This window comes from Plantibacter sp. MMLR14_011, assembly GCF_001865025.1.
Lineage (GTDB): Bacteria > Actinomycetota > Actinomycetes > Actinomycetales > Microbacteriaceae > Plantibacter > Plantibacter flavus_A.
On the sequence record NZ_MJGW01000001.1, the window covers coordinates 218573 to 230747 of the forward strand.

The following is a 12175-nucleotide window of genomic DNA, read 5'->3' on the forward strand; positions in this document are numbered from 1 at the left end:
CACGCGGAAGGGAATCATGGACATCGCAGGATCCGTCGCACTCGTCACCGGCTCGAACCGGGGCATCGGACGCAGGTTCGTCGTGCAGTTGCTCGAGCGCGGGGCCTCGAAGGTGTACGCGACCGCGCGGCGCCCGGAACTCGTCGACATCCCGGGCGTGGAGGTGCTGCAGCTCGACATCATCGATCAGGCGTCCGTCGCTGCGGCGGCCGAGATCGCGACCGACGTCACGTTGCTCGTCAACAACGCCGGGATCGCGACGCAGGGCTCGATGCTGACCGGCGACCTCGCGGACGCCCGGCGGGAGATGGACACGCACTACTGGGGCAACCTCGCCATGGTGCGTGCGTTCGCGCCGGTGATCGAGGCGAACGGTGGAGGGACGATCGTCAACGTGCTCTCCGCCCTGAGCTGGTTCGCCCACCCCGGCTCCGGCGGATACGCCGCGGCCAAGGCGGCGGAGTGGAACATGACGAACGCGGTCCGTCTGGAGCTCGCGCCGAAGGGTGTCACGGTGCAGGGGCTCCACCTCGGGGCCGCCGACACTGACATCATGGCCGGCTACGACGGCCCGATGGTCGACCCGGCGGACGTCGCACGGGCCAGCCTCGACGGCGTCACGTCCGGCGCTTCCGAGGTCGTCGTCGATGAGTGGAGTGCCATGGTCAAGGCCTCGCTCGCTCACGGCCCGGACGCGTTCTACGCGCAGTTCGCCTGAGCATCGAGGCCGCACGCCGTACTCCGGGCGTGGACGGTGCAGAATGGAGGAAGCCCCCGAACAGTTACGGTCTGCTCGGGGGCTTCCTCGTGCCGGCGTGGACTACCGCGCGGCGGCGACGAGGTCGGCGATGCGCTGGCCTCGGGCGTTCGCCTCGGCAACGAGGGTCTTCACCTGGTCTTCGGTCAGGCCGGTGACCTGGCCGTAGGCCTTCGTGTTGGCGGCGATGGAGAACCCCTGCGAGCCGCCGGGTGAGGTGTACATCGTTCCGAACGTCTCGGTGACGAGCGCGATGGTGCCGGCCGGCACGCTGATGATCTTGGGCATGTCTGACTCCTTGAGCGGGTGTCCCGGGTCGTCGCCGTCCAGGCGAGCGTTGATGAACGGATACGGATCCGTGGTGACGCCGAGGTCGGCGTTGTTCCACGTGCCGTCCGCGGTGAAGGTGATGGTGAGATGCAGATGGGCTCCGCGTGAAGCGGATCCGGTGTTCCCGACGACACCGACGGGTTCACCGCGGGCGATCGCCATGCCGACCTGATGAGGTGAGGCGCCCGCCAGGTGCGAGTAGCCCGAGTACATGCCGTCGGGGTGGGCGATGACGAGGACGTTGCCGAGCGCGTCGCTCCAGCGGTTGGCGGAGACGATGCCGGCTGCGACCGCCGGGATCGCGGCCCCGGCGCCCGGTTGGTAGTCCAGCCCGCGGTGCGGTTGGGTCCGCCCGCCGGCCATCGATCCCCAGCCGTCGGCCAGATCCATCTGCGGGAACGGGTGTTGATAGCGGAGGACCATGTGGCTCCTTTCGTGGCGCGGAGGGTGGGCCCCCGAGCAGTTACGGTCTGCTCGGAGGCCGTTCTCCGTTGCCGGTCAGTGGTGACTCGCGGTCACCGGTGCGCTACGCCTGGTTCGACGTGAGCTCCCGGATGGTGGTGTAGAACTGGTCGCCCGTGAGGTTCACGTACGGCCCGTAGGTCGGCACCAACGCGTCGTAGACGACGGGTGCTGCGATGTAGCGGACGTAGCCGGGGCCGACGAGCGCGATGGCGCCGAAGGTCTGCTTGCCCTGCCAGACGTAGCCGGACTGTCCCTGACGGATGATCTTCACGAGTTGTTCTCCTGTGTTTGTGGATGGGTTCGCGGAGCCGAAGTAGCTCCACGGGTTCTGGCGGCTGCCAGAGGGGTCGAGCAGGTGACGGTGGAGGTGCTGATCCACCGGTCCGGTGTCGCCCGAGTAGGCGATGATGTCGCCCTGGTTGAAATGCTGACCGTTGCTCCCGACGTACCGGTCGAGGTGCGAGAACACATCGGCCCATCCGGGGTTCTGGTCGTGGTTGAAGCGGCACGAGTTGCCTGCTGATCCGTCGTTCGGAACCCAGTTCATCGTTCCTGGCGTCGGTGCGAGCACCGGGGTGCCCACAGCGGCGACGAGGTCGACCCCACCGCGGCCGCTCCGGTCGAGGTGGTGCTGCCAGGACACGTAGGGATCGCGGTTGTCGTCCGCGATCACCGTGGACGGGCCGTTCAGCACGTAGTTGTTGAGCGCCACTCTGCCTCCAATCTGTTGTTTCGTGGAGGAAGTGTCCTCCGACATTCGAACGTGTGTTCGAGAGAGACTCTATGGCCATCTCGTCGTCTTGTCCAGTTTATTTTGCCGATTTATCATGAAATTCTTTCTTCAGTGGCAGATTTGACGCCTGAATCGAGTCGCGCATGGCGCGGTGTGGTTCCCGCTCTCAGTCTCGTCAGGAAGCCGTTCACGCCGGGGATCGCCATGATCCGGGCCAGTGCTGCGGCGATCGCGGCCGTCGTGGCCACTGCTGCCGCCGCCCAGGCGTAGACGTCGTCCGGGAGGAGTTCCCGGATCGCCTCCAGGAGCTGTGGCGCGATGATGCTCGCGGTGGTGATGCAGGCCACCGAGCTCAAGATCACGGCCGCGGTCGTCTGGATCACCGTGCGGATGATCCGCTGTGCCGGAAACGGGACGGGTGGTGGAGTCGGTGATGTGGGTGGTTGGTCCGGAGTGGTCCGGCGTTCGGTCATGGTGCCTCCTCAGGCGTCGTGGGTGGTGATGGACAACCTGGATGGCTTCCAGAAGTTGTCTCATCTGGCATCATTCAGGTCGGAGGTGACACTATAGAGTGCATAGGACAGGTTTTCTGCCGCTCACGACAGGGTTTCTGGCTACGATCGAAGCGTGAACGCAGCAGAGGCGATGGTCAATCAGGCGTTGGCGGACGAACTCGTCGCCGCCTACAAGCGGCGACGCATGAATCAGCGCGCCCTGGCTGAGGCGACGGGGATGAGTCCGACGACGCTGCAACGTGTCCTCGCCGGTCGCAGCGAGATCAGTGGCCCGACCTTCGTCACGCTCTGCGCGGCGACCGGCGCCGATCCGGTGCGCCTCCTGGCGGACGCGCTGCAAGCGGTCGGGGGGATGAGTCGGATCGAGGCCGAACTGCAGGCGAGCGACGACGAGCGCGTGGCTCCGGTGTCGGACACCACTGCTACGAATGACGAGCTGGATCGCAGACGCCGGCAGCGGGAAGCTGCGTCGTGGACGACGGAGCAGTTGGAGGGGGAACGTGGGGCGGCAATCACCGATGGAGAACTGGAGCAACCCGAGCCGGAAGCCCCGTGAGCGTGGGCGCGCCTACGACCCGTATGCGCATGCGGAGGAGCTCGGTCTCGCCGTGATCTTCCGGCCGCTGCGGGTGTCCCACGAGCGCTGGCTGCCGTCCGCGCACACGATCGTCATCCAGGAGTCGCTCCGGTCCGTCCACCGGCGGAACGCGCTCGCCCACGGCATCGCGCACTGCGTGCTCGGCCACGAGGACGACCGACCGAAGCACGAGGTGCAGGCCGACCGCTTCGCCGCGTCGAACCTCATCGACCTCGACGAGTTCCGGGCCATCGCGCGTTGGGCTCCGGACCTCGAGCATCTCGTCGCGGAACTCGGCGTCACGAAGCGCTTGGCGCGGGCATTCGTCGCGCAGCACGCGGATCTGTCCCAGCACGCAGATCTCGCGTAGCGGCGCGCGCATACTGGGACCATGACCGACGAAGCCGCACCGGACCCGCAGTCTGCGGCGGCCGTGGACGACGACGTCCTGGAGTCGACGATGCTCGACCTGCTGGGGAAGCGGGCCGCGACGTCGTCCATATGTCCGTCCGACGTGGCCCGAGCCGTCGGCGGGGACGACTGGCGAGCGCTGATGGACGACACCCGCCGGGTCGCCTGGCGCTTGGTCGACGAGGGCCGGGTGCGGATCACGCAGGGTGACGAGGCGGTCGACCGCGCGACGGTCCGCGGCCCCATCCGGATCCGATGGGCCGAGGACGCCGACGCCGAGGAGTGCGCTCCCTGTCGTCCTGAGACCGGAGGAGCTCGGTCCGACGCCGGTTAGGCTGGAGACATGACCATCGCCCTCATCCGTCACGGACAGACCGCCTGGAACTTCGAACGACGGCTGCAGGGCACGACGGACATCCCCCTGAACGACACCGGGCGGGAGCAGGCGGCCACGGTCGCCCCTCGGCTCACCGGCACCTGGGACGTCGTCGTCAGCTCCCCTCTGGGGCGCGCACGCGAGACCGCGCAGATCGTCGCGGACGCACTGGGTCTCGAGCTCGGCCCCACCTACCCGGACGTGGTCGAGCGCCACTACGGCGACGCCGAGGGCGCGACGGCCCAGATGGTCCTCGAGAACTGGCCCGACCACCAGTACCCGAACCTCGAGACCGAGGAGTCGGTCATCGAGCGCGGACTCCGCGGCATCGACGCCATCGCACGCGACTTCCCCGGGCAGAACGTCCTCGTCGTGAGCCACGGCACGCTCATCCGACTCACCCTCAGCCACCTCTCCGGCACGACGGTCCCACCGCTGGAGAACTGCTCCGTGTCGGTCATCGAGGCGACCGACACCGGTTGGTCACTCCTGGACGCCGGTACCGCTCGCACGACGCCCTCGCTCGAGACGGCGCTGTCCGGCTCCAGCGCGCAGTGAGCGGGAACGACTCGACCGGCCGTCCGGTCCGCTCCCCGTCGGGCATCGCCTGGCTCATCGGCATCGGACTGACCGCCGGGTTCCTCTCCGGGCTGTTCGGGGTCGGCGGCGGCATCCTCATCGTCCCCGCCGTCGTCTTCCTGCTCGGCTTCGGCCAGCGGCTCGCGGCGGGGACCTCACTCGCGGCGATCGTCCCGACCTCGCTCGTGGGCGTCGTGTCGTACGCGGTGAACGGGACCGTCGACTGGGTGGCGGCGATCCTCCTGGCGATCGGTGCGATCGGCGGGGCGCAACTCGGCAGCTACCTCCTCTCCAAGCTCCCCAAGAGGGCGCTGCAGTGGGGCTTCATCGGCTTCCTGCTCGTCGTGGTGGTCTCGCTGTTCCTGATCGTCCCGTCCCGCACGGCCGAGATCGATCTGCACGTCGGATCGATCATCGGCCTCATCGTGCTCGGCTTCCTGACCGGCGTCCTGTCGGGGCTGCTCGGCATCGGCGGCGGGGTCGTCGTCGTGCCGATGCTCATCCTCCTGTTCGGCGCGAGCGACCTCATCGCCAAGGGCACCTCGCTGCTCATGATGGTGCCGACCGCGATCTCCGGCACCATCGGCAACGTCCGGCGAGGCAACGTCGACCTCACGGCCGCAGCCATCATCGGCATCGCCGCGTGCACGACCACCGCCCTCGGCGCCATCGTCGCGTCGGTCGTCCCGCCGTTCGTCGGCAACCTGCTCTTCGCGGCGTTCCTCGTGGTCATCGCCATCCGCATGGTGTTCCAGGCGCTCAAACGCTCCTGACCGGCTGCCGGTCCGTCCGTGCCCGGCCTCCCGGCCGGGGCAGCGGGTAGGCTGGAGGGCGTGTCAGTGAACCCAGAGCTCGCCGGTCGGGTCTTCCCGCCCGTCGCCCCGTACCTGGTCGGACGCGAGAAGATCCGCGAATTCTCGCGGGCCGTCTTCGCGACGAACCCGATCAACCTCGACCCGGAGGCGGCCCGCGCCGCAGGATACGCCGACGTCGTGGCGCCGCCCACCTTCCCCGTCGTCGTCCAGGAGCACACGCTCCAGCAACTGCTCGCCGCACCCGACGCGGGTATCGACTTCAGCCGGGTGGTCCACGGCGACCAGCGCTTCGTGCACCACCGACCGATCGTCGCCGGTGACGAGCTCACCGCGCAGCTCACCGTCACCGCGGTGAAGTCCCTGGGCGGACACTCGATGGTGACGTGCGACTCGGTCATGACCGATGCCGCCGGCGAGCCCGTGGTCACCGCGACCTCGACGCTCGTGGTGCGAGGAGACGAAGGATGAGCGACGTGCAGCAGACCCCGACCATGCCGGCCGTCGGAGACGTCGTCGCGGAGCGGACCGTCCACCTGACGCGCGACGCCCTCGTGCGGTACGCCGGAGCCTCCGGAGACTTCAACCCCATCCACTACCGCGACGACGTCGCCGCGTCCGTCGGGCTGCCGGGCGTGCTCGCCCACGGCATGCTGACGATGGGGATCGCGGCCCAGCCGGTCGTCGACTGGATCGGCGACCCCGGACGGGTGCTCGAATACCAGGTGCGGTTCACTCGACCGGTCGTCGTCGACCCCGAGACCGGCGCCGACCTCCAGATCCTCGCCAAGGCGGGCAAGGTCGACGAGGAAGCCCGCACCGCGCGCGTCGACCTCACCGTCACCTACGCCGAGCAGACGGTGCTCGGCAAGGCGCAGCTCGTCATCAGCTTCGCCTGACCCGGAGGACCATGAACGACGCCATCCGTCTGAGCGAGCTCACCACCCTCGGGGTCGGTGGGCCGGCCGCGGGCTTCGTGGAATGCGCGAGCGAGGCCGAGCTGATCGAGGCCGTGCTCGACGTCTGGAACACCGATGAGCCGTGGCTGTTGCTCGGCGGCGGATCGAACCTGCTGATCGGCGACGAGCCCCTCGACGCGACCGTCATCCGGGCGGCGAACCGCGGCATCGAACGCCTCGACGCTCCGTCCGGTCGGGTCCGCCTGCGGGTGCAGGCCGGTGAGGACTGGGACGCGCTCGTCGCCTTCACCGTGGAGCACGGCTGGGCGGGCATCGAGGCGCTCTCCGGCATCCCGGGATCCTGCGGCGCCGCGCCCGTGCAGAACATCGGCGCCTACGGGCAGGAGATCGTGTCGTCGCTCGTCGCCGTCGACCTGCTCGACGAGGAGTCGCAGGCCGTCGAGCGCGTTCCAGCCGCGGAGCTCGGGCTCGGCTACCGGACGTCGGTCCTGAAGCGCCACGGTGGCGGAGAGCCTGAGCGCTCCGGCGTGGTCGTGGCGATCATCATCGACCTCGACGACGTCGGCGCCGACGGCCTGGCCGCACCGATCGCCTATCAGCAGCTCGCCTTCGCGCTCGGCGTGGAGGTCGGCGAGCAGGTGCGCCTGGCCCAGGTGCGCACGACGGTGCTCGCGCTCCGGGCGTCGAAAGGCATGGTGCTCGATCCCGACGACCCCGACACCGCCAGCGCGGGGTCGTTCTTCACGAACCCGATCGTGTCCGAGCACGTCGCCCGGTCACTGCCGGGGGACGCGCCGTGGTGGCCGGTCGACCCGGCGGCCGACGACGACACCGAGTACGTCTTCCCGCTCGGGGAGGTCGTCAACCCGCCTCGCCCGGCTCCCGTGGAACGCCTGGCGAAGCTCTCGGCCGCGTGGCTCATCGAGCGTGCCGGTGTCCGTCGCGGGTTCGCGCTCCCCGGATCGCGCGCTGCTGTCTCCACGAAGCACACCCTCGCACTCACGAACCGCGGGGGAGCGACCGCCACCGAGATCGCCGAGCTCGCCCGCTTCGTGCAGGCACGCGTCCACGCCGAGTTCGGCGTCCTCCTGCAGCCCGAGCCCGTGGTGGTCGGCGTCACGATCTGACGCTGATGCGAGGCCTGCTCGCCCGGAGACGAGCGAGCGGACCTCGGGTCAGGACGCGAACAGGCGCTGGAGCCGCTGGACGCCCTCGAGGAGCTGGTCGTCGCCGAGCGCGTAGCTGAAGCGCAGGTAGCCGGACGGCCCGAACGCCTCGCCGGGCACCGCCGCGACCTCGGCTTGTTCCAGCATGAGGTCGGCCAACTCGAGCGAGGTCGTCGGGGTGACCCCGCCGAAGGTCCGCCCGAGCAACGCCGAGACGTCGGGGTACACGTAGAACGCACCCTGCGGTGTCGGTGTCTGGAAGCCGTCGATCTTGTTCAGTTCGCCGACGATGAGCTTGCGGCGGCGGTCGAAGGCCTCGCGCATCGTCTCGGCGGCGTCCTGCGGGCCGGTCAGTGCCGCGATCGCCGCACGCTGCGCGATGTTGTTCACGTTGCCGGAGAGGTGCGACTGGAGGTTGCCGAGCGCCTTGATCGCGTCCGACGGTCCGACGGTCCACCCGACGCGCCAGCCCGTCATCGCGTAGGTCTTGGCGACGCCGTTGACGAGGAGCGTCTGCTCGGCGAGCTCGGGGACCGCCTCGACGATGGAGATCGCCTTCACCGCCTCGCCGCTGTCGCCGGCCGAGTAGGTGAGGTTCTGGTAGATCTCGTCGGAGATCACCCAGATGCCGTGCTCGAGCGCCCACTCACCGATCGCCTTCGTCTGCTCGGGGGAGTAGACGGAGCCGGTCGGGTTCGAGGGCGAGACGAACAGGAGGACTTTGGTGCGCGGGGTACGAGCCGCCTCGAGCTGCTCGACCGTGACCTGGTAGTTCTGCGAGGCGTCGGCGAAGACGTCGACCGCGACACCGTCGGCGAGCGCGATGGCCTCGGGGTAGGTGGTCCAGAACGGCGTCGGCACGATGACCTCGTCGCCCGGGTTCAGCAGGACCTGGAACGCCTCGTACACCGACTGCTTGCCGCCGTTGGTGACGATGACGCGGCCCGGGTCGACCTCGAGACCGGAGTCGCGGAGCGTCTTCTCCGCGATGGCGGCGCGGAGGTCCGGCAAGCCGGCCGCCGGGGTGTACCGGTGCGCCTTCGGGTCGCGGGCGGCGACGAGCGCCGCTTCGACGATGTGCTCGGGCGTCGGGAAGTCCGGCTCGCCCGCCGCGTAGGAGATCACGGGCCGGCCTTGCGCCTGCAGCGCCTTCGCCTTGGCGTCCACCTTCAGCGTGGCGGACTCGGCGATCGCTGAGATCTTCGTGGACAGGCGGGGCGTGGGAGTCGATTCAGGCACGAGTCCGAGCGTACCGAACCCGGTGTCGAGAGGACAGTATGTGTCCGACCTCGCGTGCAGCGAGGTGAGGCACCTCGTCGCCCGGTCCATCGGGGAACGACGACGTGCCTCACCTCGGTCGTCACGCGGGGTCGACGAGGTACCTCGTGTACGCCGGGACGGTGAGGAAGGTCGGGAACTCGTCGCGCAGTGCCACCTCGCGGAACAGCTCGGCGGCATCGTCGAAGCGGTCGTCCGCGGCGCGGGGGAGCGAGGCGAGGAGCTCGTCGAGGAGGCCTTCGACCCGCTCACGGGTGATCGGGCGGCCGTCGTCGGTCGCGACGTCCTGGTGGATCCACTGCCAGACCTGCGATCGACTGATCTCCGCCGTCGCCGCGTCCTCCATCAGTCCGTCGATGGCCGCGGCGCCGATCCCGCGGAGCCAGGAGTCGAGGTAGCGGACGGCGATCGACACGTTGTCGCGGAGACCGACGTCCGTGACCGCGCGACCGATGCGGACGTCGAGGAGCTGCGACGGTGTCACCGACACGTCCTCACGCAGACGGTCGAGCTGATTCGGGCGATCGCCGAGGACCGCGTCGAACTCGGCCCTGGCGGTCTCGATGAGGTCCGGGTGCGCCACCCAGGTCCCGTCGAAGCCGTCGCCGGCCTCACGACGTTTGTCGGCCGAGACCTTCTCGATCGCGCGCGCCGTCGCCTCCGGATCGCGCCGGTTCGGGATGGACGCGGACATCCCGCCGATCGCGTGCGCACCGCGGCGGTGGCACGTCTGCACGAGGAGTTCCGTGTAGGCCCGCATGAACGGCACCGTCATCGTCACCTCGCTGCGGTCGGGCAGGACGAACCGGGCACCGCGCCCCCGGTAGTTCTTGATGATCGAGAAGATGTAGTCCCACCGACCGGCGTTGAGACCGGCGCAGTGGTCGCGGAGCGCGTACAGGATCTCGTCCATCTCGAACGCCGCCGGCAGCGTCTCGATGAGCACGGTGGCGCGGATCGTCCCATGGTCGAGACGCAGACGCTCCTCGGTGAACGTGAAGACGTCGTCCCAGAGCTGCGCCTCCTCGCTCGACTCCAACTTCGGGAGGTAGAAGTACGGCCCGCGGCCGGCGTCGATGAGCGCTCGGGCGTTGTGGAAGACGTAGAGGCCGTAGTCGACGAGGCTCCCGGAGGCCGCCATGGCCGCCCCGGAGCGGTCGATGAACCGCAGGTGCTTCTCCACGAGGTGCCAGCCGCGCGGGCGCATGACGATCGTCGGCGTCTCCGTCGCGGTGACGCGGTACACCTTCCCCGCCTCGTTCGTGAACGTCAGCTCGCCGCGGACGGCGTCGCGCAGCGAGAGCTGACCACCGATGACGTTGGCCCACGTCGGGCTCGTCGCGTCCTCCTGGTCGGCGAGCCAGACGTTCGCGCCGGAGTTGAGGGCGTTGATCGTCATCTTCGGATCGGTGGGGCCGGTGATCTCGACCCGGCGGTCCTCGAGACCGGGCCCGGCGCCGGCGACTCGCCAGGAGCGGTCCTCCCGGATCGCCGCGGTGTCATCGCGGAACCGCGGGTCGCGGCCGTTCCCGATCTCGAAGCGTCGGCGCATGCGCTCGGCGAGGCGGTCGTGCCGCGCACCCGCGAACCGCTGGTGCAGGTCCGCGAGGAAGACGAGGGCGTCGGGGGTGAGGATCTCCTCGTACCGGTCACCGAGACGACCGACGACCTCGACGGCGGGGCCCGTGCGCTGCGTGGGCACCGGCGCGGTGGTGGGTGTGGACGGGGAAGCGAGCATGGTGTTCATGGGGTGACTCCGTTTCGGATGGTCGTGCGTCGGATGGGCCCTTCGAGCGGTCCCAGAGCTTGTCGAAGGGCGGGGCTTATATGGATCAGTGGAACTGCTGTTCCTCGGTCGAGCCGGCGAGGGCGAGGGTGGCGCTGCCGGGGTTGAGGGCGGTCGCGACCAGGTCGAAGTAGCCGGTACCGACTTCCCGCTGGTGCCTGGTGGCGGTGTAGCCGCTGGACTCTGCGGCGAACTCGGCCTCCTGGAGGTCGACGTACGCGCTCATCGCCCGCTCCCGGTAGTCGCTCGCCAGGGTGAACATCGAGTGGTTCAACGCGTGGAAGCCGGCGAGGGTGATGAACTGGAACGCGTACCCCATGGCGGCGAGCTCGCGCTGGAAGGACGCGATCTGCGCGTCGTCGAGGTGCGACTTCCAGTTGAACGACGGCGAACAGTTGTAGGCGAGCAGCTTGCCCGGGAACCGCTCGTGGACGGCCTCGGCGAACCGACGGGCGAGGTCGAGGTCGGGTTCCGCCGACTCGACCCAGAGCAGGTCGGCGTACTCCGCGTAGGCGAGTCCGCGCGCGAGCACCGGACCGATGCCGTTCTCCACCTCGTAGAAGCCCTCCGGGGTCCGGTTCCCGTTCAGGAACGGGAGGTCGCGTTCGTCGATGTCGCTCGTGAGGAGCGTGGCGGCCAGCGCATCGGTGCGGGCGATGACGATGGTCGGGACACCGGCGACGTCCGCCGCCAGCCGGGCCGCATTGAGCGTCCGGATGTGCTGGCCCGTCGGCACCAGCACCTTGCCGCCCATGTGGCCGCACTTCTTCTCAGCCGCGAGCTGGTCCTCCCAGTGGACGCCGGCGGCACCGGCCTGGATCATGCCGGCCATGAGCTCGTAGGCGTTGAGTGGGCCACCGAAGCCGGCTTCGGCGTCGGCGACGATCGGCGCGAGCCAGTCGATCGCCTCGGGTCCCGGGTTCTCCCCGACGGATCGCTCGGCGAAGTCGATCTGCTCGGCCCGGAGCAGCGCGTTGTTGATCCGCCGGACGACCGCCGGAACCGAGTTCGCCGGGTAGAGGCTCTGATCGGGGTAGGTCTGCCCGGAGAGGTTCGCGTCGGCGGCGACCTGCCAGCCGGAGAGGTAGATCGCCTGCAGGCCGGCCCTGACCTGCTGCACGGCCTGGTTGCCGGTCAGCGCGCCGAGGGCGGGCACCCACTCCTCGGTGTGGAGGAGGTTCCACAGTCGCTCCGCCCCTCGGCGGGCGAGTGTCGGTTCCTCCCGGACACCGCCGCGCAGGCGGACGGCGTCCTCTGCGGTGTAGTCGCGGCGGACCCCGTCCCAGCGCGGGTCGGTGTCCCACTCGCGCTGCAGTTCCTCGGCCGTCTGCGTCTGGTCGCCGGCGCGGAGGGGCGTGCGGTGGTCGGTCGGTCGGGTGGCTTCGTTGCTCACGATGACTCCTGTGGTGTCGATGTCGGTGGGGCGGGTCGTGCTGTGGGAACGATCCTGCGCTCGCCGCAACCCCGACG

Annotated in this window: 15 protein-coding genes; 9 read left to right on the forward strand and 6 right to left on the reverse strand. The window is 69.4% G+C overall.

The window, feature by feature from the left end:
* The first annotated feature begins 16 nt into the window (after positions 1-16).
* The gene (locus BIU99_RS01085; protein WP_071258719.1) at positions 17-718 is read left to right on the forward strand and encodes an SDR family oxidoreductase; all 702 of its coding nucleotides are present in this window, start codon (positions 17-19) and stop codon (positions 716-718) included.
* A 102-nt stretch (positions 719-820) separates the two neighbouring features.
* On the opposite strand, the gene BIU99_RS01090 is transcribed toward BIU99_RS01085, so the two are convergent.
* The 3 genes from BIU99_RS01090 to BIU99_RS19595 form a co-directional block, all read right to left on the reverse strand.
* Positions 821-1510: a M23 family metallopeptidase gene (locus BIU99_RS01090; RefSeq protein WP_064294565.1), complete on the reverse strand. Its 690-nt coding sequence runs from the start codon at positions 1508-1510 to the stop codon at positions 821-823.
* A 103-nt stretch (positions 1511-1613) separates the two neighbouring features.
* On the reverse strand, positions 1614-2264 hold the full coding sequence (locus BIU99_RS01095) for a M23 family metallopeptidase (RefSeq protein ID WP_064294564.1): 651 nt from the start codon (positions 2262-2264) through the stop codon (positions 1614-1616).
* Positions 2265-2377: 113 nt separating this feature from the next.
* Positions 2378-2668, reverse strand: coding sequence for a hypothetical protein (locus tag BIU99_RS19595; RefSeq protein ID WP_175484326.1), 291 nt, complete (start codon positions 2666-2668; stop codon positions 2378-2380).
* Positions 2669-2912: 244 nt separating this feature from the next.
* Between BIU99_RS19595 and BIU99_RS01105 the strand changes: the two genes are divergently transcribed.
* From BIU99_RS01105 to BIU99_RS01140, 8 genes are read left to right on the forward strand one after another with little or no spacing between them, the layout of a single operon-like run.
* Positions 2913-3356 (forward strand): helix-turn-helix domain-containing protein, encoded by a 444-nt coding sequence (locus BIU99_RS01105; protein WP_085512825.1) that lies wholly within the window; start codon positions 2913-2915, stop codon positions 3354-3356.
* On the forward strand, positions 3301-3747 hold the full coding sequence (locus BIU99_RS01110; protein WP_167374555.1) for an ImmA/IrrE family metallo-endopeptidase: 447 nt from the start codon (positions 3301-3303) through the stop codon (positions 3745-3747). Before BIU99_RS01105 ends, BIU99_RS01110 begins: the two co-directional genes overlap by 56 nt.
* A gap of 21 nt (positions 3748-3768) precedes the next feature.
* Complete coding sequence (locus BIU99_RS01115; protein ID WP_071258731.1) at positions 3769-4122, forward strand: DUF3253 domain-containing protein; 354 nt, start codon at positions 3769-3771, stop codon at positions 4120-4122.
* 9 nt (positions 4123-4131) lie between these two features.
* On the forward strand, positions 4132-4722 hold the full coding sequence (locus BIU99_RS01120) for a histidine phosphatase family protein (RefSeq protein ID WP_071258736.1): 591 nt from the start codon (positions 4132-4134) through the stop codon (positions 4720-4722).
* Complete coding sequence (locus BIU99_RS01125; protein WP_083397111.1) at positions 4719-5516, forward strand: sulfite exporter TauE/SafE family protein; 798 nt, start codon at positions 4719-4721, stop codon at positions 5514-5516. Before BIU99_RS01120 ends, BIU99_RS01125 begins: the two co-directional genes overlap by 4 nt.
* Before the next feature lie 60 nt (positions 5517-5576).
* Positions 5577-6026, forward strand: coding sequence for a MaoC family dehydratase N-terminal domain-containing protein (locus BIU99_RS01130; protein WP_083397112.1), 450 nt, complete (start codon positions 5577-5579; stop codon positions 6024-6026).
* Positions 6023-6454, forward strand: a complete 432-nt coding sequence (locus tag BIU99_RS01135; protein WP_254773542.1) for a MaoC family dehydratase — start codon at positions 6023-6025, stop codon at positions 6452-6454. The genes BIU99_RS01130 and BIU99_RS01135 overlap by 4 nt, the downstream gene beginning before the upstream one ends.
* A gap of 11 nt (positions 6455-6465) precedes the next feature.
* On the forward strand, positions 6466-7602 hold the full coding sequence (locus BIU99_RS01140; protein ID WP_071258740.1) for a UDP-N-acetylmuramate dehydrogenase: 1137 nt from the start codon (positions 6466-6468) through the stop codon (positions 7600-7602).
* 48 nt (positions 7603-7650) lie between these two features.
* On the opposite strand, the gene BIU99_RS01145 is transcribed toward BIU99_RS01140, so the two are convergent.
* The 3 genes from BIU99_RS01145 to aceA form a co-directional block, all read right to left on the reverse strand.
* Positions 7651-8880 carry a pyridoxal phosphate-dependent aminotransferase gene (locus BIU99_RS01145; RefSeq protein ID WP_064294635.1) on the reverse strand — a complete coding sequence of 410 codons (1230 nt, stop codon included), beginning with the start codon at positions 8878-8880 and terminating at the stop codon, positions 7651-7653.
* 121 nt (positions 8881-9001) lie between these two features.
* A complete protein-coding gene (gene aceB, locus BIU99_RS01150; RefSeq protein WP_071259283.1) occupies positions 9002-10657 on the reverse strand; it encodes a malate synthase A in 1656 nt (551 codons plus the stop codon).
* Between the two features lie 94 nt (positions 10658-10751).
* Positions 10752-12098, reverse strand: coding sequence for an isocitrate lyase (gene aceA / locus BIU99_RS01155; protein ID WP_071259285.1), 1347 nt, complete (start codon positions 12096-12098; stop codon positions 10752-10754).
* Positions 12099-12175 lie beyond the last annotated feature (77 nt).

Bases quoted from the DNA above. Each gene is read 5' to 3' on its own strand.
- aceB (WP_071259283.1), bottom strand. From the start codon at position 10,657: ATGCTCGCTTCCCCGTCCACACCCACCACCGCGCCGGTGCCCACGCAG.
- BIU99_RS01140 (WP_071258740.1), top strand. From the start codon at position 6,466: ATGAACGACGCCATCCGTCTGAGCGAGCTCACCACCCTCGGGGTCGGT.
- BIU99_RS01085 (WP_071258719.1), top strand. From the start codon at position 17: ATGGACATCGCAGGATCCGTCGCACTCGTCACCGGCTCGAACCGGGGC.
- BIU99_RS01135 (WP_254773542.1), top strand. From the start codon at position 6,023: ATGAGCGACGTGCAGCAGACCCCGACCATGCCGGCCGTCGGAGACGTC.
- BIU99_RS01115 (WP_071258731.1), top strand. From the start codon at position 3,769: ATGACCGACGAAGCCGCACCGGACCCGCAGTCTGCGGCGGCCGTGGAC.
- BIU99_RS01090 (WP_064294565.1), bottom strand. From the start codon at position 1,510: ATGGTCCTCCGCTATCAACACCCGTTCCCGCAGATGGATCTGGCCGAC.
- BIU99_RS01120 (WP_071258736.1), top strand. From the start codon at position 4,132: ATGACCATCGCCCTCATCCGTCACGGACAGACCGCCTGGAACTTCGAA.